The sequence below is a fragment of the Kitasatospora sp. NPDC001527 genome (assembly GCF_040298605.1).
In the GTDB taxonomy this organism is placed as follows: Bacteria; Actinomycetota; Actinomycetes; order Streptomycetales; family Streptomycetaceae; genus Kitasatospora.
The window spans coordinates 54,279-76,093 of sequence record NZ_JBEPAM010000030.1 but is presented as its reverse complement, the minus strand read 5'-3'; the positions used below and the strand labels follow the sequence as shown (position 1 = coordinate 76,093).

18 protein-coding genes are annotated in these 21,815 nt (G+C 73.5%); 6 read left to right on the top strand and 12 right to left on the bottom strand.

Annotation, left to right across the window (positions count from 1 at the left end; all coding sequences use genetic code 11):
• Positions 1–7: 7 nt before the first annotated feature.
• Entirely contained in the window at positions 8–643 is a 636-nt protein-coding gene (locus ABT238_RS24775; RefSeq protein ID WP_350789822.1) for a carbohydrate binding domain-containing protein, read from the bottom strand.
• A 160-nt stretch (positions 644–803) separates the two neighbouring features.
• Complete coding sequence (locus ABT238_RS24770; RefSeq protein WP_350565446.1) at positions 804–1,007, bottom strand: hypothetical protein; 204 nt, start codon at positions 1,005–1,007, stop codon at positions 804–806.
• Positions 1,008–1,107: 100 nt separating this feature from the next.
• Here ABT238_RS24770 and ABT238_RS24765 point away from each other — a divergent pair, with 100 nt between their 5' ends.
• Positions 1,108–2,199, top strand: a complete 1,092-nt coding sequence (locus ABT238_RS24765; RefSeq protein WP_350565445.1) for a DUF5937 family protein — start codon at positions 1,108–1,110, stop codon at positions 2,197–2,199.
• 14 nt (positions 2,200–2,213) lie between these two features.
• Here the strand turns inward: ABT238_RS24765 and ABT238_RS24760 are convergent, their stop codons facing one another.
• Positions 2,214–3,338: an LLM class flavin-dependent oxidoreductase gene (locus tag ABT238_RS24760; protein ID WP_350565443.1), complete on the bottom strand. Its 1,125-nt coding sequence runs from the start codon at positions 3,336–3,338 to the stop codon at positions 2,214–2,216.
• Positions 3,335–4,414 (bottom strand): LLM class flavin-dependent oxidoreductase, encoded by a 1,080-nt coding sequence (locus ABT238_RS24755; protein WP_350789785.1) that lies wholly within the window; start codon positions 4,412–4,414, stop codon positions 3,335–3,337. The genes ABT238_RS24760 and ABT238_RS24755 overlap by 4 nt, the downstream gene beginning before the upstream one ends.
• 312 nt (positions 4,415–4,726) lie before the next feature.
• On the opposite strand from ABT238_RS24755, the gene ABT238_RS24750 reads away from it, so the two are divergent.
• Positions 4,727–5,167, top strand: a complete 441-nt coding sequence (locus ABT238_RS24750) for a hypothetical protein (RefSeq protein WP_350565439.1) — start codon at positions 4,727–4,729, stop codon at positions 5,165–5,167.
• A gap of 215 nt (positions 5,168–5,382) precedes the next feature.
• Here ABT238_RS24750 and ABT238_RS24745 read toward each other — a convergent pair whose 3' ends face one another.
• The 7 genes from ABT238_RS24745 to ABT238_RS24715 are packed head-to-tail and all read right to left on the bottom strand — an operon-like array spanning position 5,383 to position 12,704.
• Positions 5,383–6,615, bottom strand: coding sequence for an MFS transporter (locus ABT238_RS24745; RefSeq protein ID WP_350565437.1), 1,233 nt, complete (start codon positions 6,613–6,615; stop codon positions 5,383–5,385).
• A 29-nt stretch (positions 6,616–6,644) separates the two neighbouring features.
• Positions 6,645–8,039: a methyltransferase domain-containing protein gene (locus ABT238_RS24740; RefSeq protein WP_350789745.1), complete on the bottom strand. Its 1,395-nt coding sequence runs from the start codon at positions 8,037–8,039 to the stop codon at positions 6,645–6,647.
• Positions 8,036–8,791 (bottom strand): gamma-glutamyl-gamma-aminobutyrate hydrolase family protein, encoded by a 756-nt coding sequence (locus ABT238_RS24735; protein WP_350565433.1) that lies wholly within the window; start codon positions 8,789–8,791, stop codon positions 8,036–8,038. Before ABT238_RS24735 ends, ABT238_RS24740 begins: the two co-directional genes overlap by 4 nt.
• Positions 8,788–9,192, bottom strand: a complete 405-nt coding sequence (locus tag ABT238_RS24730; RefSeq protein WP_350565432.1) for a GNAT family N-acetyltransferase — start codon at positions 9,190–9,192, stop codon at positions 8,788–8,790. The genes ABT238_RS24735 and ABT238_RS24730 overlap by 4 nt, the downstream gene beginning before the upstream one ends.
• The gene (purB, locus tag ABT238_RS24725; RefSeq protein ID WP_350789702.1) at positions 9,179–10,471 is read right to left on the bottom strand and encodes an adenylosuccinate lyase; all 1,293 of its coding nucleotides are present in this window, start codon (positions 10,469–10,471) and stop codon (positions 9,179–9,181) included. Before purB ends, ABT238_RS24730 begins: the two co-directional genes overlap by 14 nt.
• Complete coding sequence (locus ABT238_RS24720; protein ID WP_350565428.1) at positions 10,468–11,208, bottom strand: class I SAM-dependent methyltransferase; 741 nt, start codon at positions 11,206–11,208, stop codon at positions 10,468–10,470. The genes purB and ABT238_RS24720 overlap by 4 nt, the downstream gene beginning before the upstream one ends.
• Positions 11,205–12,704: a phosphotransferase gene (locus ABT238_RS24715; protein ID WP_350565426.1), complete on the bottom strand. Its 1,500-nt coding sequence runs from the start codon at positions 12,702–12,704 to the stop codon at positions 11,205–11,207. The genes ABT238_RS24720 and ABT238_RS24715 overlap by 4 nt, the downstream gene beginning before the upstream one ends.
• 449 nt (positions 12,705–13,153) lie before the next feature.
• Between ABT238_RS24715 and ABT238_RS24710 the strand changes: the two genes are divergently transcribed.
• From ABT238_RS24710 to ABT238_RS24695, 4 genes are read left to right on the top strand one after another with little or no spacing between them, the layout of a single operon-like run.
• A complete protein-coding gene (locus ABT238_RS24710) occupies positions 13,154–14,761 on the top strand; it encodes a hypothetical protein (RefSeq protein WP_350789651.1) in 1,608 nt (535 codons plus the stop codon).
• Positions 14,754–16,166, top strand: a complete 1,413-nt coding sequence (locus ABT238_RS24705) for an amidase (RefSeq protein WP_350565422.1) — start codon at positions 14,754–14,756, stop codon at positions 16,164–16,166. The genes ABT238_RS24710 and ABT238_RS24705 overlap by 8 nt, the downstream gene beginning before the upstream one ends.
• Positions 16,163–17,695 (top strand): glutamine synthetase family protein, encoded by a 1,533-nt coding sequence (locus ABT238_RS24700; protein ID WP_350789633.1) that lies wholly within the window; start codon positions 16,163–16,165, stop codon positions 17,693–17,695. Before ABT238_RS24705 ends, ABT238_RS24700 begins: the two co-directional genes overlap by 4 nt.
• Complete coding sequence (locus tag ABT238_RS24695; protein WP_350565418.1) at positions 17,682–18,701, top strand: GNAT family N-acetyltransferase; 1,020 nt, start codon at positions 17,682–17,684, stop codon at positions 18,699–18,701. Before ABT238_RS24700 ends, ABT238_RS24695 begins: the two co-directional genes overlap by 14 nt.
• Positions 18,702–19,214: 513 nt before the next feature.
• On the opposite strand, the gene ABT238_RS24690 is transcribed toward ABT238_RS24695, so the two are convergent.
• Positions 19,215–21,428 carry a CLIPPER-2 domain-containing protein gene (locus ABT238_RS24690; protein ID WP_350789607.1) on the bottom strand — a complete coding sequence of 738 codons (2,214 nt, stop codon included), beginning with the start codon at positions 21,426–21,428 and terminating at the stop codon, positions 19,215–19,217.
• Between the last annotated feature and the right edge of the window lie 387 nt (positions 21,429–21,815).

Sequence of the window (21,815 nt, the reverse complement as noted above, 5' to 3'; positions counted from 1 at the left end):
GGGGCCGTCAGGGGATGTACGTGCGCTGGCAGGACGGGGACGGCGTGGGGGACGCGGGGCCGTCGGTCGCCGTCGGCGACGGGGTGGCCGGTTCGCCGCACGGGTGCGGTTGGTAACCGGGCCCGGTGAAGGACACCCACCGCACGTCGTAGGCGGTCTGCTCGTACCAGCCGTGGAAGTACACGGTGAGCTCGGTGGTGTCCGGCCCGGTGGTGACCGGCACCGACAGGCTGTTCCAGCTGGTCTGGCTCGACCAGGTGGAGGCGTTCTCCCCGCCCGCGCCGCTGACGCCGACGAAGGCGAACGGGCCGCGCACCGTGGCGTGGAGCAGGTAGCTCGAATTCGGCAGGACCCGCACCCGCTGGGAGCATCTCGCGTTGCTCTCGGCGGTCGGACGGCCGGACACGTAGTGGTCGTGCGGGATGCTGCTGGGCCAGACGTTCCCCTCGCACGACCAGATCCACGGGTACGAGTCGAAGCCCCCGTTGAGGATCAGATTGACGTACGGAAGCGGTTCCGCCGCCGAGGTGGCCATGCCGACGGTGGAGGCGGCGGCCGCGGTGAGCGCGGCGACCGCGAGGGCGGCGGACGGACCGCCGCGTCCGCGCCGGCGGGTGGGGCGGGGGTGGATGGGTGCACGCATGCCGTCTCCGGGTGGGGGAGTACCGATGGGGCAGCGGTGCGAGGGAGTGCGCCACACCATGGTGGATCCGGACCGCCGCCGTCAAGGGGTGGCAGCATCCTTCAACCATCCTTGTCGTGGCATTCGTTGACGATCCGTCACGGAATGCGATCGGGCGTTCTCAGCGCGCCGGGCGCAGCCACCGGTGGAAGGCCAGGCGGAGGCGGCCGGTGGCGGGGCGGCCGGCCAGGACGGCTTCGAAGCGGCGGTGGTCGCGGACCGCCCGCAGCACCGCGACGTCCCGGGTCCCGGGGAGGGGAGGCGCCGGCTCGGCGTGCTGGGCGGCCCGGTAGCCGTCGAGGAGGTGCTGCTGCAGTGCGCTCATGCGCCCACCCTGCCCGCGGGCCGCCCCGCAGGTCCCGTCGATTGACGGCCCTGGTCAAATGACGTGCGAGCGCCTCGGGCCGCTCCGGCACCATGGGGGGATGAGCGTGACCATCGACATCACCGGACTGCCCCACGAGCGGATCACCTTCTGCCCCTCGCCGCTGGCCGAGCTCGGCAACGCGCTGCACGCGCTCGCCGAGCCCGCCCACCACGCCCGGCTGCACGCGTGGACGACGGCGACCTCCGCCGCACTCGCGCCGGAACTGGCCGACCGGTTGCTCGAGGCCGACTTCATGTGGCGCTCGACACGCTCCGACTTCCTCATGCCGCCCCGGCCCCGGGAGACCCTCGCCGAGGAACTGGACGACCTCGACCGCATGGACGACGAGACGTTCGTCGGCGCGGCCCTGGAGATCTCCTGCAGCACCAGCCACTACCCCAAGGGCCTGCCCTCACCCCTGGTCGACGCCCGGTCGCGGCGCCGCGCGCTCGACCTCGCGGCGGCGCGCGGCCCGCGCCAGGCGGCCTTCGTCGAGCGGATGCTCGCCGAACCCGCCGCCACCCGCGCCTGGATACGACGCCTTCTGGAGGACTGCGAGCAGGCGTTCTTCGCCGACACCTGGCGCCGGGTGCGCGTCCAGCTCACCGCCGACGCCCAGCACAAGACCGACCTGCTGCGCCGCAAGGGCCTGGCGCAGGCGCTCACGGCGGCGTCCCGGGCGCTGAGCCTGGAGGAGGACGAGCACGGCAGCCGCATCGTCGCCGACAAGCTGGTGCACGGCCGCACCGAGGCCCGCGACACCGCCGTCACCCTGCTGCCGAGCGTCTTCGGCTGGCCGCACCTCTTCGCCATCTACGCGCCGGGCTGGCAGCCCGTCATCCAGTACCCGGTCGCCGACCGCGAGGTCGGCGGCACCGAGTCGGTGGAAACGGTCACGCTGCGCCTCGACGCGCTGACCCATCCGATGCGGATGATGCTGTGCCGCAACCTCGCGCGCGGCGTCTACTCGACGAGCGAGCTGGCCGACGCGTACGGCATCACCGCCCCGGAGGTCTCCCGCCACCTCACCGTGCTGCGAAAGGCCGGGCTGCTGCGCACCCGGCGCCGGGGGCGCTACGTCCTCCACCAGCTCGACCTCTCGGTCGTGGCCCGGCTCGGCAGCGACTTCCTGGAGTCCGTGCTGCGGTAGGCCGTGTCAGGCGCTCAGCTCGGCGGGCCCGTCGGGGCGGGGAGGTCGAGGTGGCCGCGGAGGGTGTCGGACCGGTAGGCGGTGCGGAAGGCGCCGCGGCGCTGCAGTTCGGGGACGAGGGCGCGGGTGATCGCCCGGAGGTCGTGGGGGAGGCGGGCCGGGCGCAGGCGGAAGCCGTCCAGGCGCAGGCCCGCCGTGTCCACGGTGCGCCAGGCGAGCAGGAGGTCGGCGAGTTCGGCGGGGGTGCCGGTGAAGATCTCGGCGTCGGAGGCGAGCGGGGCTCCGTCGAGCTCGTCGAGCCGCTCCTTCCACCGGGCCGCCTCGCCGGGGCGGTCGTCGAGGAGGACCAGCAGGTCGGCGAAGACCTTGAGCGGGCGCTCGGCGGGCCGGCCGACGGCGCGGGCGGCGGCCGCGACCTCGGTGAGGACGGCCGCGGTGTCCTCGGGGGAGTGCGGGGTGACGAAGACGACGTCACCGCCCTTGGCGGCCAGCTCGTAGGGGATGCGGGCGTGGGCGAGCACGGTGACGGGGAGGTCGGGCGCGCGGCCGGACCAGAGCCCGCGGACGGCGGCCAGCGACTCGGCCGCGTCGTCGAAGAGCGCGGCAAGGCGGCCGGAGATCGTCTCGGGGGAGGCGAGGTCCGCCTCGGCGAGCGTCGCCGGGGCGCGGCGGCCGAAGTGGGCGGCGTCGTCCGCGCGGGCGGAGATCTGCGGCCGCCAGCCGGCCCGGCCGAGGCTGGCGTGGTCGAGGGTGGCGAGCGCGGCGGAGAGGTGGAACGGCTCGGTGTGGGTGACGTTGGTGGTGGGGACCAGCCCGATCCGGGAGGTCAGCGGGGCGACCCGGCCGGCGATCAGGACGGCGTCCAGCCGGCCGCGCACCTGGTCGGTGCGGTCGTCGGGTCCGCGCAGGCTCACCGACTGCACGGCGAGGGCGTCCTCGAAGGTGACCAGGTCGAGCAGGCCGCGCTCGGCCTCGGTCACCAGGTCTCCCCAGTACCCGGCGGTGAACAGCTCGCCGGGTCGGGCGCCCTCGGCGCGCCAGGCGGCCGGGTGCCAGCCGGCCCCGTCCAGGGCGACGGCGAGGTGCAGCGGCGGCAGGGACCGGTCCGAGGGGGCCGGCGGTGCGGCGGGGCTGGTCATGCGGCGGTCTCCCGGCTCGCTCGGCGGGCCCGGTCGAGCCCGAGGTGGTCGCGGAGGGTGGTGCCGGTGTACTCGGCGCGGTACAGGCCTTCCGCCCGGAGCAGCGGCACGACGTGGTCGACGAACGCGTCCAGAGCTCCGGCGGCGGGGTGCGGGGTGAGCAGGAAGCCGTCCGAGCCGCCGCCCCGCACGTACCCGGCGAGCGCGTCGGCGACCTGGCGCGCGGTGCCGACGACGTGCGCCGCGGGCACGCGCGCGGCGGCGCGCTCCCGCGCCTGCTCCGGGGTGTCGCCGAGCACGGGGACGAGGGAGACGAGGACCCTCAGCTCCCCGGGGGCGCGGCCGTGGGCGGCGAGCCGCTCGGCGAGGTCGGCGCGCAGTGCCCGGGCCTCGGCCAGAGCGGTGTGGGGCACGACCACCACGTCGGCGTCGGCGGCCGCCGCGGCGAGGTCCCGCGGGGAGGCGACGGTCCGGACGATCACCGGGTGGCCCTGCGGCGCGCGGGGTGTGGTGAACCGGCCGGAGAGGTCGAAGTGCGCCCCGTGATGGGTGAACGCGCCCGCGCCGGGGCGCACGAACACGCCGCCGGCCTGGTCGGCGGGGACGTCGTCCTCCGCCCAGCTGTCCCACAGCGCCCGGGCGGCGCGCAGGAATTCGGTGGCGTGGGCGGGCCGCTCGGCCTCCGGCGGCGGACCGCCGTGGCGCAGCCGCCCGCCGGCGCCGCCGTCGGGGCCGGCCGTCAGGCTCCAGGCCGCGCGGCCGCCGCTGAGGTGGTCGAGCGAGGCCAGCCGGCGCGCCAGCTCGTAGGGCTGGTGGACGGCGGGGTCCAGGCCGGCGGCGAGGCCCAGCCGGGTGGTGGCCGCGGACAGGGCGCCGAGGGCGGTGAGGACCTCGGGTCCGGGCGGAGCGGTCTCGGGGAGCAGGAGGAAGTCGAACCCGCCCCGCTCGGCGGTGCGGGCGACCCGGGCGAGCCCGTCGAGGCCGGAGGGGCCGCCGGGATCGGCGGGGCGGGTGGGGTCGGCGGGGCCGGGGGCCCCGGGTGGGAGTACGGCGAGGTGGAGCTGCTGCGCGGACACGACGACGATCGCCTCCTGTCGGCCGCCCGTCCGCCGCGCGTTCGTCGGCGCGGCCGGGCCCGTTCATCCTGCGCGGCGGCCGAGCGCCCGGGCAACGCCCGCAACCAACTGTTCACGGACGGAAACCGGGCGTCATGAAGCGCAAGCCATCGATGCGATTCAGTCATCGGAAGGCCGAAATTGTCATCAGGCTTCAAAAGTGGGGGTGGAATTAGGAATTCCGCCAGAATCGATGCCAGCATGCGAGGTGTGAAGCGTGAAATGTCACATGGCTTCACGTTGCCGTCCCTACCCATGAACGGGAATCACCCGATGAACCGGCTCCTTGCCATCCTCGCCACCAGTGCCGTCCTGACCGCCGGCGGCGCCGCCGCCCAGGGCACCGCCTTCGCCGCCGACGTCTCCGTCGGCCCGTCCGGTCCCGGCCTCTGCGTCACCGGCTACCGCGGCGTGGTGGTCAACGAGATCTGCGCCACCGTCAGCGGCGACCAGGTCACCTTCTACGGCCAGTCCTCGCCCGGCAGCGTCGGCTGGACGGCCCGTACCGTCCCCTACCGGATGACCGCCACGGTCGTCGGCGGTGCCACGCTCGCCACCATCACGCCCTCGGTCCTCATCGACCACTCCAGCACCCCGGTGGGCCGGATCACCGCCACCGCGCCGTGCGGTTCGACCGTCACGGGCAAGCTGGAGACCACCGAGTGGGGCTGGCCGCCCGCCACCGCCACCCTGACCGTGCCGGTCGGCTGCTGAGGCACCCGTCCCGACCGCACGACAGGGGCCCTGCCCGCTCACCCGGGCAGGGCCCTGCGGCTTGTCCCGCTCGGCCGGCTGCCTCGGTGCCTTCTCGGCGGTCACCGCCCTCTCGGCCTCGGCCCCGCCGCGACCGGCTCCCGCTCGGCGCGTTCGAACCGCCGCCGGCTCGTCCCGGCCCTGGCCGGCATGATCCCCGTCGGGCGGGTCGGGACCTACTCCTTCGCGTTCGCCGCCCCCGCCGTGCGCTCCCGGTGGGGCCTGTCCCCGGGGGGCATCGCCGCCACCCCGGGGATCTGACGCACCGTCAGGACGGCGGCGAGGGCGAGGAACAGCGCCCCCACCAGGGGGAGCGTCCAGGAGGGGGCGAAGGAGAGCGCGGCCCCGCCGATGCCGCCGCCGAGTGCGACGCCCAGGTAGGAGGAGGCGCTGCTGACGGAGACGGCGATGGTGGGTGCGGTCGGCGCCCGGTCCATGACGCGCTGGACCTGGGCGCCCGGCACGATCCAGTACAGGACGCCCCAGGCGGCGGTCGCGGTCAGGAAGACCACGGTGGCCGGACCCTGGGCGACCCGGGCGAGGAGCGCGGCCAGCGCCAGAGCGGCGAATGCCGCGATGACGCCGAGCACACCCGTGAGGTACGCCCGGTCCGGACCGCGGCGGCCGCTGATCCGGCCTCCCATCGCCGTACCGACGGACGCGGCCACGCCCCAGGCGAACAGCACCGCGCTGACCCCCGCCGCACTGAGGCCCGTCACATCACGGGCGAACACGGCGAGGTAGGTGTAGACGGTGAAGCTGCCGGCCACCGCGCAGGCGTTGGCCAGCACGGCGAGCAGCACGGCCGGCTCGGCGGCGACCCGCAGCCGGGCCACCATCGTGATCGGCGGCGGGGACGGCGTGGCGGGCAGTGTCAGGGCGAGCCCGACGATCCCCAGGCCCGCGAGCCCGGCAATCAATCCCAGTGTGGTGCGCCAGCTGCCCAGGGCGCCGATCAGGGTACCGACCGGCACTCCCAGCGCCGTGGCCACCGACAGGCCCCCCATGACCAGGGCCAGCGCGCGGCTGCGGTGGCGCTCGCCGGTCATGGCCGTCGCCGCGGCCACCGCGGTGTTCATGAACACCGCGGCGGCCGCGCCCGTGAGCACCCGGGCCACGAGCAGCGTCGGGTAGTCGGGAGCGAGCGCGCCGAGCAGATTGGCGAGGAGGAAGGACCCGAGGGAGCCGTACAGCATGACCCGCCGGTTGACGTTCGCGGTCAGCGTCATCAGCACCGGCGCGCTGACGGCGTAGCTGAGGGCGAAGACCGTGACCAGTTGGCCCGCGACCGAGACGGAGACGTGGAAGTCGTCCGCGATCGATCGCAGGATGCCGGTGGTGACGTACCCGTCCGTGCCGATGGCGAAGGCGCCGAGTGCGAGGACCAGGACCGCCGACCGGTGTGTCATGCCCCCCTGCTTCTGCGGGTGTTGCTGGTTCACTGAGCGCTGTTGCCTTCCATGAGGCCCTTGTCGGCCAGGCAGCCGGTCATCAATTCCGTGGTGACGAGCAGGGCGCGCGAGCGGAGCGGGTCGGCCTCGAAGCGGTCGGCGAAGACCCCGCGGGCCAGGTCGCGGCCGGTGAGGCCGACCGGGCCCGCGTCCGCCACGGCGGCCAGCAGGGCCGGGAGCCGCTGCTCGGTCACCGCCACGTCGTCGCCGGTGCCGATCTCCCAGAAGCCGTCGGGCAGGTCCAGTGCCCGGCCGCGGTAGAGCCGCACGGCGGCGTCCACCGCCTCGCCCCGCGCGCCGGGGACGGCGGTGAGCACGTCCCCGAGCGAGAGCGTGCCGGAGAGGTCCGTGAAGGTGACCCGGCCCGTGCCGCCGGAGCGGCTGACCATCCCGCAGGCGAAGTAGTGCGGCTGCTCGAAGCGGCGCATGTGGGCGTCGACGGTCTCCAGTACCTCGGCGGGCCGCAGCTCCGGGTTGTGCCGCTGTGCGTGCAGGGCCGTCAGGGCGGCCCGCACCTCCGGGACCGTGCGGCCGTCGGCGACGACGCTGACGTCGTGGCCGGCCTCCTTGGCGAAGGCCTCGATCTCGGGCAGCAGCAGGGGGCCGGAGGCGTCGCCGAGGCTCTGGAACCGGGTGATCAGCAGCCCGTCGCGGGGGTCGAGCAGGCCGACCGCGCGGCGCAGCAGCCGGCGGTTGAGGTCCAGACCGTCGGGCCCTCCATCGCCGGCCGCGGAGTACCGCAGGGAGGGCGGCACGGGCACGTAGGGGAGATTGGCCACGACGCAGTTGAGCGTGTCGCCGGGGCTGTGGCTCTGGAAGAAGTCGCCCTGCCGCGTGCGCACGTGGTCACCGAGGCCGTTGAGGGCGGCCGTCAGGGCGGTGGCGTCCAGGCAGTCCTGCTGGAGGTCGGCGCCGGTGACCTCCGTGCAGGTCAGGGCGAGGGCGCAGGTGGTGATGCCGGACCCGCAGCCCACGTCCAGGGCGCGTCCGGTGGGGCGGGCCCGCAGGATGGTGTCGACGAACCGCAGCGAGTCCTCGCCGATGTAGACGTTGCCGGCGCCCTGTCGCCCGGCCCGGTCGCGGGCGGCGAGCAGGCCGCGGAAGGCGGTGACCTCCCAGCGTCCCGGCCCGCCGGTGTCGTCGGTGAGACCGAGCGCGGTGAGGCGTTCGGCGAGGGAGGTGTCGAGGCCGCGACCGGGCCGCCGGCCGTGGTGGAGCAGGTTCCACAGGGCCGTGCCGGTGTCGTGGGACGGGGGAGCGGTGGCCTCGGGAGGCCAGGGCTCCCAGGGCAGCCCCGAGCGGCGCCGGGCGTGCTCCACCCGGTCGGCGAAGGCGGTCCGGCGCAGCAGGTCGGTGAGGGGGCCGGGGTCGGGTGCGGTCATGCGGCGGTGACACCGTCCCGCTCGCGGGTGGCCCGGCGGGCGGCCGCCGCCGCCACGAACGCCTCGAACACCGGCCGGGAGGGGCCGACTTCGGGGTGGCCCTGGATACCGAGGGCGAAGCGGTGACCGGTCAGGCTGATCGTCTCGACCACGGCGTCGGCGCTCCAGCCGGTGGCGACGACGCCGGCGCCGAGGGTGTCGACGGCCTGGTGGTGGAAGCAGGGGAGGTCGCTCTCGGCGCCGAGGAGCGAGCCCGGCAGGGCATCGGTGCGCAAGGTGAGCCGACTGGGGGCGAACACCGGTTCGGCGGGCATGTGGTCGTCGTTGCCGACCACGTCGGGCAGGTGGGGCATGAGGGTGCCGCCGCGCAGCACGTTCATCAACTGCATGCCGCGGCACACGCCGAGGACGGCCCGGTCGTCCTGCAAGGCCAGGCGCAGCAGGGCGCTCTCCCAGATGTCGCGCTCCGGCGCCGACTTGCCGGCATGCGGGCCGGGCTCGGCCCGGTAGAGGGCGGGGTCGATGTCGGCACCGCCGACGAGCACCAGCCCGTCGAGGTCGGCCATGACGGTCGCGGCCTCGGGCTCGGCGCCGGAGGGCGGTAACAGGACGGGGACCCCGCCGGCCGCGGTCACCGCGGCGACGAAGTCGGTCGGGACCAAGGAGGCGTGGCGGTGCCACCCGCGCCAGGAGGCGTCCTCCTGGTAGGTGGTGATGCCCACCACCGGCTTGCCGCTGGTCTCTCCCGTCACCGCGCCGCGTCCAGGACCCAGGCGGAGCCGTGCTGGGTGAACCCGATGTGCGGGTAGTACTCGGTGGCCGCCGGCGCCGACAGCAGAACGATCTTCGCCCGGGGCGCGGCCTCCTGGACCCGTCGGATGAGGTCCACACCGATACCGCGCCGCTGGTGGGCCCGGTCGACCGCGATGTCGCTGAGGTAGGTGACGTAGGAGCCGTCGCTCACGCAGCGCGCGATGCCGACCAGGCGCTCGTTGACGCGGGCCACGACGACCAGGTTGGCGTTGCGGACCATCGCGGTGAACCGCTCGGTGTCCTCCACCGGGCGTCGCTCGGCCAGGCCGGAGGAGCGGTACAGGTCGGCGACCTCGGCCACGTCGAGGTCGGCCGCGTCGATGACTTCACACTTCCACATGGAGCAGTTCCTCCAGTCGTTGCCGCATGACGTGCCGAGAACGCAGGAAGCGGCTCGGGTCGTACACGTCGTCGTCAGTGACGATGCCACGGTCGCGCAGGGTCTCGCGCAGGTGCCGGCCGGTCTCCCAGGTCTCGGTGGCCGCGTCCTGCACCGTACGGTACGCCTTTTCCCGTTCGGATCCGGCGGACATCAGGTGCAGCATCACCGTCGAGCTGTAGATCAGGCCGTCGGTCTGTTCGAGGTTGGCACGCATCCGGTCGGGGAAGACGCGCAGCCCCTCGATGAGCTCGGCGGCGCTGGTGACCTGGTAGTGCGCCGCGATGAGGCTGTCGGGCAGGACGACGCGCTCGACGGAGGAGTGGGACAGGTCCCGCTCGTGCCACAGCGCGACGTCCTCCAGGGCGGCGCCGAGGCCGGCGCGCAGCACCCGGGCCAGGCCGCACAGCCGTTCGCTGGTGGTGGGGTTGCGCTTGTGCGGCATGGCGCTGGAGCCCTGGTAGGCGCTGGACCGGGGCTCCTCCACCTCACGGACCTCGGTCCGCTGCAATAGGCGCATCTCCAGGCCGATCTGTTCGACCACCGCGCCCAGGACGGCCACGGCGCCGAGCAGTTCCGCGTGCCGGTCACGCGCCACGACCTGGGTGGGCACCGGCTCGACGCCCAGCCCGAGGGCCTCGCACACATAGGCCTCGACGAACGGGTCCACGCTCCCGTAGGTGCCCACCGGGCCGGAGACGGTGCCGACGGCGACCGCGGCGCGGGCGGCCCGCAGGCGTTCGACGGACCGGTGGACGCTGAAGGCGAAGCCGGCCATCTTCTGTCCGAAGGTGGTGGGCTCGGCGTGGATGCCGTGGGTGCGTGCCACGCAGATGGTGTCCCAGTGCTCGACGGCCCGCGTGGTGAGGGCCCGCAGCAGCCGCCCGGCCGCGCCCAGCAGGAGGTCGCAGGAGGCGGCGAGGGTGTGGCCCAGCGCGGTGTCGACCAGGTCGTAGCTGGTCATGCCGAAGTGGACCCAGCGTGCCGCATCGTCGGGGATCGAGGCGGTGTACGCGGCGAGGAAGGCGAGGACCTCGTGATCGCGGGTGCGCTCCTGGTCGCGCACCTCCTCGGGGGTGGGCACACGGCCGGCCCGCACCGCGGCGAGTTCGGTCTCGGACACCGTGCCCAGCCGTGCCTGTGCCTCGCAGGCGAGCACTTCGACGCGGACCCACGAGGCGTACTTCGCCTCGTCGGTCCACAGCCGGGCCATCTCCGGGCGTGAGTAGCGCGGGATCACTCGGGCCTCCGCGCCAGGACGGCGCACGTGCGGTTGTTGGCCCGGATGGGGCCCCTGGCGAGCTCGGCGGTGAGCGCGGCGAGGCCCGATTCGAACTCCTCGTCCGGGATGAGGTGGAGGGAGGAGAAGGCCTTCTCGCGATACTTGGTGGCGTCGGTGAGCTCGTAGGTGCTCTCGAAGACCCGGCTGCCGCCGTCGGTGAAGCCGGCGGCCCGCCCTTCGGCCCGCAGGACGTCGATCGCGTGGTGGCGGCCGAGTTCGACCTCGACGGTGGAGGGGAAGTACCGCGCCACGGGGACGCGGGAGCGGATGATCTCCTCCGAGTCCGTCGCGGTGCACAGCACACCGCCCGGCTTGAGCGCGCGCAGCGCGCCCTCGAAGTAGCGGCGGGGCTCCCGGACGTAGTGGATCACGTCGACCGAGAAGATCAGGTCGAGGGACGCCTCGGGCAGGTCGAGGAGGTCCATCTCCTCGGCGCGTCCGGTGCGCAGTTCGAGCTCGGCCTCGTGGGTCGCCGCGGCCTTGAGCATCTCCGGGAAGGGGTCGACGCCCAGCGCGCGGGCGCCGGTCAGCCGCTGGAGCGCGGCGACGTGGTTGGCGGTGCCGCAGCCCATCTCCAGGACCGTCGAGTCGCCGCTCAGGCCGGCGAATTCCGCCAGGAACTCCACCAGTCCGGGGTAGGGGCGGCGGTGCCTGGCGTACTCGGCGGCCAGTCGGTCGTAGTCCAACTCGGTCAAGCGAACTCCTTGGCGGTGTACTGCTCGTGGACGGTGCGGGCCTGCCACAGGTACCAGACGCTGTAGGCGTAGGTCGCCGCCCACGCCTGGGGGGTGCGCAGGGTGTTCTCGTACTTCAGCCATCCGGCCAGCGAGCAGGCCGCGCCGATGTACAGGCGGCAGCGCACGACGGGCTCCGGCTCGCTGCCGGGGGCGGTCCGGACCAGCCGGCGCTCGATCGACCGCAGCCGGTCGGAGAACCGCAGGGGCAATCGCAGGGAGCCGACGTCGTGCGGCCGGGCGGGGTCGAAGGCGTCGCCGAAGAGAGCCTCCGGTTCGCCCTCCCGGGCGGCGTGCAGGATGGCGGGCATCGGCAGCAGGCCGTGCAGCAGCGTGGCGAGGTCGAAGACGGGGTCGCCGTAGCCGATGTCGGGGCGTTGTCGGTGCTCCCAGACGGTGCGCGGGTCGATGAAGACCGGGCCGCCCCCGGAGCGCCGGAGCATGTTGGTCGGGTAGATGTCGCCGTGCACCTGGCTGCCGGTACGCGGGAGCAGGGCGGGGGCGTGTTCGTGGAGCCAGGAGGTCGCCGCCGTGTAGCCGGGGATGCGGATGCCCTCCGGCAGGGTCAGTTCGGCGGCCAAGTGCTCGTCGAGGTCGCGGTCACCGAAGCAGAGGCGGAAGGTGGAGCGGAAGGCGGGCTGCTCGCGCAGGGCGTCGAAGCGCTCGCGGTAGAGGTAGTCGGCGCTGGTGGGGCGCTGTTCGCCGGCGGTCAGCCGGTACCAGCCCGCCAGTTGGTCGAGGTAGGGGGCGAGGATGTCGGCCGCGTCGGGTGCCAGTTCCGTGCGGGCCTCGTCCTCGAAGAGACGCTTCTCCAGGTCGGCTGCCTCGACGGCCTCCATGAGGCTGGTGCCCTGCCGGCCCTGGATCTGCACGCCGTGCAGCCGGGGGAAGAGCGCGTCCCGGCCGATGCGGGCCAGGTCGTCGTTGGTGCGTGAGGTGAAGCCGGTCTCGGAACGGATCATTCCCGCCTCGCCGGTCTTGGCGACGAGTTCGCTCGCGCCTCCGGCGTCGAACTGGACCACGCCGACGGAGTCGGAGCCCGGCCGGTGGAAGCGGGTGACGGTGGGGGCCGGGCGGGTGGCGGCGGCCCAGGCGCGCAGCCTGGCGGCGACCACCGCGGAGGCGATCACCTCGGCCTCGTCGGTCTCCCCGTCGGACTCCAGGCACCAGCCGTGCAGTTCTCCGCCGAGGAGGAACGTGGTGCGTGCCGGTCGTCCGGTAGGAGGTTCGGCGCCGCGCGGGGGCGCCTCGGCCGGGAGGGCGGCCACGCTGACGCCGAACGGTTCCAGCCGCTCGGCCAGCGCGGGCGCCAGGCCGGTGCTGCCGGGTGCTTCCACGACGATCACGGAGGGGGCCACGGTGTCCGGCAGGAGACCGTGGCCGTCGAGAACGGAATAAAGGTTCGCCAGCTCGGCCGCGGTGGCGGGCCGTGCCGACTCGGTGAGTAATTCGCTCACGTCCAGATATACCTTACCCTTGAAATTGCCCGGCCGGCGGCCGGGATCGATGCGGCCGGAAAGCGGAACCCCGCCCTTCGCTCTTGGCTCCGATCGAGGGCGGCTGTGCGCACTCTTTTGCGGCGTTGCTTCACAGCTGCTGACGGCTCGGCCGGCAGCCGCCCGGCGTCGATGACGCCAATGACGAGCCAGAGGCTCCCCTTGCTCCTGGGGCAGAAAACCACCCGAGAGTGTGACCTTGGTCACAAGATGGTGCCCTGGTTCGCCTGCTGTTCACGGTGCTAGCATCCAAATTTAATGGAATTTGAAGTTGCAACGACCTCGGTGCGGTCCCAGGCGGCGCCGAATAGGGGTGGGTGATTTCAATTCGATCCGACGGTTTCCCCCATTTACTTGAATCGACGGTCGGGCGGGCCCGGCGGTGCGGCACCACGAAGCAGGCCTTGCACGTGGTCCTCACGCTGGACGGACGCCTCCCCGAGGACGTCGGACGCGCGGCTCTCACCGCCGCCGACCTTTGGCTCGCCCAAGAGATAATCGCCCGGGAATTACGCGTCGACCCGGCGGCGACCGGCTCCGACCTGCTGATCCTCGACCGTACCGGACGCATGCTCTTCTTATGGGAAGCGTCCCGCGCCCCGGCCGGCTCTCATATCGTGGGTTCGCTGGTGACCGACGCGGAAACGCGAACGGATTTGCATCGCCGGTATCTGGAAAGTGAAGCCGCGGAAGAGGCGGGCCGCACCGAACTCCACACGTACATGACGGGCCGTCCTTCCGAACGGAACCGGGAGGACCTGGAGCGCATCGGTCATGTATTACTGCACATGGCCCCGGTCCAGGTCTACGTGGGCCACCAGTTGTTCTCGAATCTCGGCAGTTCCGGAAACCTCCCCGGAAAATCGATCGCACCCACCGCTCCCGAGAACGTCCTCGCCCGGCTCGCCGCCGTCCCGGCCGAGGAATGGTCGAAAGAGGAAGCCGCTTTCGTCGCACTGGCGACCGTCCTGCTGAGCAGCGGCACCCAGGCCCGGCTCGAGGAAGCCAACGGCACTCACCTCACCTCCGCCGGTGTCGCCGCATTGCTGACCGGACACATCCGCGGATACGGCGCCGAGCCACCCGACATCGAGGGGGCCTCCACCGTTGCCGGGCTCGAAGCCCTCGCCCGCCGCTGCGCCGCCGAACGGCAGGCCCGCCTCGGCGACGGAAGCGTCTTCTACCGGGTCATCCACGGGGTCAACCTCAACAAGACGGAGCACCTGCTGCGGCCGGCCGTCGGCTACACCGACGTACCCCTCCCGCTGCGCGCCCTGCTGGAACGCGAGGCGGGCATCGGGGCGGTCACCACGACCATCGAGGAGACGGCGTCGGCCTTCGAGGTACTGAGCGACGCGCTCCACGCCGCTCCCGCCCCCGAACGCTTCAGCAGCGCCTACGAGGCCCTGCTCACCCGCTTCATGACGACCCTCGCCGAGGCGACCGCGTCGGACGTCGCCATGGGCCGCGGGCCCCGCTCCTTCGCGCCCCTCGAACCCGGCAGCACCGGCGAGGACGATCCGCTCGCCCTCAGGAGCAACGCCTTCTTCTGCTGCGTCGCGCCCAGTGCCGCCTTCGCCGAGTCCTTCGGAGAGGACCGTGCCGCGCTGGTGAAGACCCTGAGCGCCTACAGCGCCCGCATGCGCTTCAACACCTGGCACTACCTTCCGCACGCCCTCGGCATCCACGACCGCGTGCCCGGGCGCGACGACTGGTTCTTCGCCCCCACCATGCCGGACCTCACGCACCACTCCGACCAGCACCACACCGGACACGTCGCCTTCGACGTGCGCCACGCCATCCGCGTCCCGCTCGGCATCGACCACGCCGGCCGCCACCTGCCCGGACTGTACGACCTGCGCCTGATGCGCAGCGCCGGCGAGCGGTACACCACGGACGACCTGCGGGCGGCCGTCGCCTCCGGCAGAGTCCTCGCCGTGCTGCACCAGGCGATGGGTCGACACCGCGCGACCGTCCGCGACTTCGGCAACGACTGGTTCCGTGCCTTCCATGGATGACGCGCTCCGCTATCTCGACAGCGCCGGGCTGCGCCGTCTGTACGCGGCCCGGCAGCTGTCCCCGGTCGAGTACACCGAGGACACCCTGCGACTGATCGAAGCACTCGGCCCGGTTCTGGGCGCCTTCGTCACCGTGGCCGCCGACCGGGCACTGGCACGGGCGGCCCGCGCCGAGAAGCGCATCCTGCGCCTCGGCGAGGCGGCCTGGGACGACCGGCCGCTGCTCGGCGTACCGCTGAGCGTGAAGGACCTGACCGCGACCGAGGGCATCCGCACCACGCGCGGTTCCCTGGCCCTGCGCGACACGGTGCCGGCCGGGGACGCGCCCGCCGTGGCCCGGCTGCGCCGGGCCGGCGCGATCGTCCTGGGCAAGACCACCACGTCCGAACACGGCTGGAGCGCCGGAACCGTCAACCGTCTCGGGCCGCCGGCGGCGAACCCCTGGGACCTCTCCCGCAGTGCCGGCGGATCCAGCGGCGGCGCGGCGGCCGCGGTGGCCGCCGGCCTGGGCATCGCGGCGACCGGCACCGACGGCGCCGGGTCGATCCGCATCCCCGCCGCCTTCTGTGGCGTCGTCGGCTTCAAACCCAGCCATGGCCGCGTCCCCTACGTGCCGCACTGCCCGGACCGGTTGGCACACCTGGGACCACTCACCCGCACGGTCGCCGACGCGGAGCTGCTGCTGCGCGTGATGGCGGGGCCGGACCCGGGCGACCCGGACTCCCTGCTCCCGCCCCCGCCGCCCGTCCCGCCCACCGCCGCCGACGGGCCGCTGCGCATCGCCTGGATCGAGGGGCTCCGCGCACCGGGCCCCGCCGTGCCGGCGGACCCCCAGCGGGCGGCGGTCGAACGGCTCGCGGCGGCCGGCCACCAGGTGGAGACGATTCCGCCGCCGTTCGACGACGCCTACCCCGCGCTGGTCACCCTGCTGGCCGCCGCCGAGGCGGCGGCGTCCCCCGGCGAGGACGACGTGTCGGCCGACCCGGCGCGGCTGGCGGTCGTCCGGCACGGCAGGACGCTGACCGCCGTCCAGTTGGTGCGCGCCGAGGCCGAGCGGGCCGAGCTGACCCGGAGGCTGGCGTCATGCCTGCAACGGTTCGACGTGCTGGCCATGCCGACCGTGCCGGTGACACCGTTCGCCGTGGACGCCTGGCATCCCGACGAGCCCGCTTACGACGCCCCCCTGGCGTGGCTCTCCTGGGCCCCCGCAGCCTTCCCGTTCAACATGGCGGGCCTGCCGGCCGTCTCCGTCCCGGCCGGCTTCGGCCCTGACGGACTGCCCGTGGGCCTCCAGATCGCCGCCGCCCGGCACCACGACGCCCTGGTGCTGCGCGTCGCCGCAGAAGTCGAACGTGCGAACCCCCGGCGCGACGCACACCCTGGAAAGGACCGGCACCCGACGTGACCGACACCCCCCACCCGGTGGACCACCGCGCCTACGGCGACGTGAGCACCGGCAGCCGGGACTTCATCGCGCGCCACGGCCTGTGGGACGACCACCGGCGCGACGCGGCCGCCGAACTGGAGGCCTCCCTGGAGTCGTTGGACTTCGTGCGACTGGTGTTCGCCGACCCGCACGGTCTGCCGCGTTCCAAGACGCTGACGGCCGACGCGTTCCGCACGGTGCTGCGCAACGGTATGGACCACAGCCCGGGGCCGTTCGTCTTCGACACCGGGCACGCCACAGCCGTCGACTTCACCGTTCCCGGGGGCGGCATCGGCGTCGACGAACTGCTCGGCGCGGGCGACTTCGTCCTGGTGCCCGATCCGCTGACCTTCCGGGAGCTCCCGTACACGGGGCCGCGCACCGGCTGGGTGATCGGCGACGAGTACCTGCGCTCCGGTGCCCCCCACCCGCTGTCCAGCCGGGGAGTACTGCGCCGGCTCTGCGCCGGGCTGCGGGAGAAGGACCTGGACTACGTCGTGGGTCTGGAGGTCGAGTGGTACCTGACCCGGCTCGTGGACCAGCACTACTCCGGCCGGCCCGGCGGCTTCGGGGTGCAGGGCCGGCCACCGGCCGTCCAACCGGTCAACGGCGGTTACCAGTTCAACCTGGAGGGCCTGACCGACGCACTGGAGCCGGTACTCGCTCCGCTGACCCGGGCGCTGATGGACATGGGCCTGCCCCTGCGGTCGGTCGAGCACGAATCCGGCCCCGGGCAGCTGGAGTTCACCTTCGCGCCGCAGAGCGCGCTGGACGCGGCGGACACCATGCTGCTGTTCCGCGCCACGACCAAGCAGGTCTGCGCCCGGCTGGGCCACCACGCCTCGTTCATGGCGCTCCCCGGCCTTCCCGGTTTCGACGCGAGCGGCTGGCACCTGCACCAGTCCCTGGCCCGCGCCAGCACGCGCGAGAACCTGTTCACCTCGCCCGACGGCGAGCACGCCCTGTCCGAGACCGGTGAACGCTTCCTGGCCGGGCTGCTCGGACACGCGGCCGACGCGGCCCTGCTGTGCGTGCCGACCGTCAACGGCTATCGCCGAATGGCCGACCGGTTCTCGCTCGCACCCACCCGCGCCGCCTGGTCGGTCGAGAGCCGCGGCGCGTTCCTGCGGGTCCTGGGCGCCTACGGTGATCCGGCCGCCCATATCGAGAACCGCATGGGCGAGCCCTGCGCCAATCCCTATCTGTACCTGGCGGGGCAGCTCGCGGCCGGGCTGGACGGCATCGAGCGCGAACTCGCCCCGGGAGGCCCGGCCGCCGACCCGCACGACACCGCGCTGCCCCCGCTGCCGCGCGACCTGCGGGAAGCGCTCGGCGCCCTGGCCGCCAGCGACTTCTACCGCGAGGTGCTCGGCGCGTCGCTGACAGAATGTCTGCTCCGTCTGAAGAGTAGCGAGTTGCGGCGGTACACGGCGTGGCAGGCTGGTGCCGCGGCGGACGACGCACATCAATCCGAATGGGAGCACCGTGAGTACTTTGCGACGTACTGAGACCTACCGCACCCGCGTTGTCCGCACGGTCGAGGACCTGGCCCCGGAGACCGACGGACTCGCCGCCGCCGCCGGCGCCTCCGAGTTCTACTACGGCCACGAGTTCCTGCGCGCGTACGAGCGCGAGCCCATCCAGCCGGTGCACGCCGTGCACTACATCGAGGTGCTGGACGAGGACGACCGGGTCATCGCGCTGACGCCCTGCTACGTGCAGGGCGACCCACTGCGGGCCCTGGGAATGGGCCCTGACGAGAAGGCGCTGCTCAGTCACGTCTGGCACTGCAGCGACACCCGGCTTGCCAGCACCCGCACCGACCCCGTCGTCGCGAGGGCGATCGTGACGCGCATGCGGGAGATCGCCGCTTCCGCCGGCCTCGGCCGCTGCGGCTTCATCAACGTGGCCACCGGTTCGCCCACCGCGCTCGCGCTGGAGGGCGCGGGGCTGACCGGCAGCGATCTGGACACCCGCTACACCGTCGACCTGGCCGCCGCGGGCGACTGGCAGGGCTATCTGTCCTCGCTGAGCTACAACGCCCGACGCGAGTACGCCCGGCAGCTGCGCCGCGCCGACGACTGCGGCGTGAAGATCACCGAGCGGGTGCCGGACGGCGAGGAGGACCCGCAGAGCCTGCAGATCTTCGAAGTGCTGATGGCCAACGTCGGGTCGGCGGGCTACTACAGCAAGGAACGCATCGCGGCGTTCCTGCACTACACCCGCAAGGGCGCCCGCATCATCGAGGTGACGATGGACGGCGAGATCATCGCCAAGGCGGTGGTCTTCCTGGAGGCGAAGAAGATCCACGCGTGGGCGGGCGGGTACGACCGCAACGCCGACGCGGCGAAGGAGCGCCCCTTCAGCTCCTACTACGTGCTGATGTCGGCCATCATCAAGCTCGGTCTGCGGGCCGGCGTGCCCACGCTGGAGGGCGGCCGGCGCAACGGCGCCTTCAAGGTCCGCTACGGGATGCGGCCCCAGCCGCTCCAGGCCTTCATGACCGATGTGTGACAGGGGGAAGTGACGCGTCACGGGTGTGCCCGGCGGAAGGGGGCACGCGAGTCGGCCGAGGCCGGCGCCCAGGACCCAGGACCTCGTCGCCGCCGTCCGGCCCGATCCCGGGGACGAGCAACCCGCCGCCCCGATCGGTCGAAGCGGAGCGGGAACGATCCCTGTCGGGTCGGAGAGCCGGCGTGTGTCGGACCGTCGAAGGGCCTGCCAGCCGCAGCCGCAGCCGTCGTCCCGGGGCGGGTGGTGACGACCGCGAGCGGGAGCCACCTGAACGCCCGGTGGCGCCCGCAGCGCGCTGACGCCCGCCCCTGGACCATCCGGCATGACGGTGCCCATGCCGGCACCCTGGTTCCGCCACCGGCCGACGGCCGAGTTGCTCGTGCTCGCCGTGCGGCACCGGCACCGCGGTGGCCTGCCGGGGTCCAGGGGCGGTGCCCCGTTCGTCCGTTCGGAGGCGCACGTGGTTGCGGCCGGCACACGCGAGGTGTGCCGGCCGCAGCGTCGTGCGGTGGTTCAGTGCCGACGGCGGGCGCGGCGGGCGGTGAGGAGGAGCGGGGTCCCCGCCGCGATCAGGGCGGCGGCGCCGACCGCCGCGAGGAGCGGGAGGGTTCCGGCCCCGGTGGCGGGGAGCGGGGGCCCGGCGGGGGGCTTGCCGGGCGTTCCGTGGCCGTGGCCGTGGGTCGGACCGTGCGAGTGCGAGTGCGGGTGTGTGGGTGTGTGGGTGGGCTGCTGGGTCGGCTGGTGCGAGGGGGTGGGGGAGGGCGACGGCGAGGGTGACGGCGACGGTGAGGCGGACGGTTGGGTGACGGTCACCGTGACGCTCGCCGACGCCGGGTTGGAGGTGACGGTGGTTCCACCGGGTGCCGTGCCGGTGGCCTCGGCGGTGTTGTTGATCCGTGCGGAGTGGAGGTCGTGCGTCTGGACGATGTACGTCGCGGTGCAGGTCATCGAGGCACCCGCGTCGAGTGCGGTGGACGGGCAGGAGACCGCGGGCACGGTGCCCTCGCCGTCGAACGCGGTCTCCCGCACGGCGATGGCGGTGAGCGGGACGTTCCCGGTGTTGGTGACCTGCAGGGTGTACGTCACGAGCTGCCCGGAGGAGGTCACCTCGGCCGGTGCCGCCGACTTGGTCAGCGCCAGAACCGGCCTCGCCGCGGCGACGGTCGCGGTGGCGGGTGGCGTCGTCACGTCGGGGCCGCTGGGCGGGGTGCCCGTGGCGGTCGCGGTGTTGGTGACGCGTCCGGCGTCCACGTCGGCCTGGGTCACCGTGTAGGTCGCGGTGCACGTCATCGCCGCGCCCGGGGCGAGGCTGGTCGACGGGCAGGAGATCGCCGGCGGCGTGCCCGTCCCGGAGAACGCGGTGTCCGTGACCTTCAGGTCCGTGAGGGTGACGGCACCGGTGTTGGTCACCACGAAGGTGTAGGCGAGGGTCTGTCCGGGCGTCAGGGTGGTGATCACGGTGTTGCGGCGGTTGTTGCCGCCTCCGCCGCCGGTCGAGACCGTCTTGTCCAGGGTGAGGGACGCCTGCGGGCCGGTGACGGTCGCGGTGGTGGGCGGGGAGGTGACGGGCGGGCCGCTGGGCGGGGTGCCGGTGGCGGTCGCCGTGTTGGTGATGACCCCGGCGTCCACGTCCGCCTGCGTCACCGTGTACGCCGCGGTGCAGGTCATCGACGCCCCCGCGGGCAGGTCCGTGAACGGGCAGGAGATCACCGGCGGCGTGCCGGTCCCGGAGAAGGCGGTGTCGGTCACGGTGACGTCCGTGAGGTCGACGTTGCCGCTGTTGGTCACCACGAAGGCGTAGCCGAGCGGCTGACCGGCCACCAGGGTGGTGACCAGGGTGTTGCGGCGGTTGTTGCCGCCACCGCCGCCCTGGGCGACGATCTTGTCGAGGACCAGCGCGGGCTGCGCCTGTGGGCCGGTCACCGTCGCGGTGGAGGGCAGGGAGGTCACGGGCCCGCCGCTGGGCGGGTTGCCGGTCGCGGCGGCGGTGTTGGTGATCGACCCGGTGGCCGCGTCGGCCTGCGTCACGGTGTAGGCGCCCGTGCAGACCATCGCCTCACCGGGGGCGAGGACGGTCTGCGGGCAGGTGATGATCGGTGGCGCGCCCGTGCCGGAGAACGCGGTGTCCGCGACGGCGACGCCGCTGAGGGTGACGTTCCCGGTGTTGCGGACGACGTAGAAGTAGCTCACCGTCTGTCCGGGCGTCAGGGTGGTGATCACGGTGTTGCGGCGGTTGTTGCCGCCTCCGCCGCCGGTCGCGGCCACCTTCTCCAGCGAGAGGGCGGCGCTCTGCACGGCGATGACGGGGAACTCGGCCTGGGCCGTGACCGCGGCGCCGGTCGGCGGGGTGCCGGTGGCGGTCACGGCGGTGGCGAATCCCCCGGCGTCGATGTCGCCCTGCGTCGCCGTGTACGGCCCGCTGCACGTGGTCGCCGCTCCGACGGCGAGGGAGGTGTCCGAGCACGTGAGGACCGGGGCCGTGCCGGAGCCGCCGAAGGTCTGGAAGCCCGCGGTGACCCCGGTCAGCGGCTCGTCACCGGTATTGGTGACCTGGACGGAGAACGTGACCACCTCGCCCGCACGGCTGAGGGTCGCCGGGCTGAGGGACGGGGCCACCGACACCGAGGGCGTCTGCGCGCTGGCCACCCCGCCCAGCGGGAGACCGGTGGCGAGCAGCGCCGCCACCCCCGCCCCCGGGACCAGCCGGCGCAGGACGGAGCGGATCACCGTCGGCTTCAGGCGTCTCCACCCTTCCGGGGGACCACCCGGTGGCTTCGCCTTGCGGACTCTCATACAGGTCTCTCCCCAACTCGGTCGGAGCGCCGGAGCCTCCGGGGAACGGCGCCCAGGTGCGGGTGACGATCGGCTCCCGCCGGCGGACCGGTGCGGCGCCCGTCCGCACGGGGACACGGAACGCCGGCCGAGCCCGGTCATGCGGGCTGTGCACCATCACGGTGATCGCCACCCCTGGATGACCGCAGGGCCGCCGACGCGTGCGTGCCCCGCAAGTCTCGCCACCCGACGCGAGGGCCGGCTTCCCCGCAACGTCGAGTCGCACCTGATCAGGTGCGAATTTCACTGGCTTGGGCTGCTGGTATCGCACCGCGGCCACCG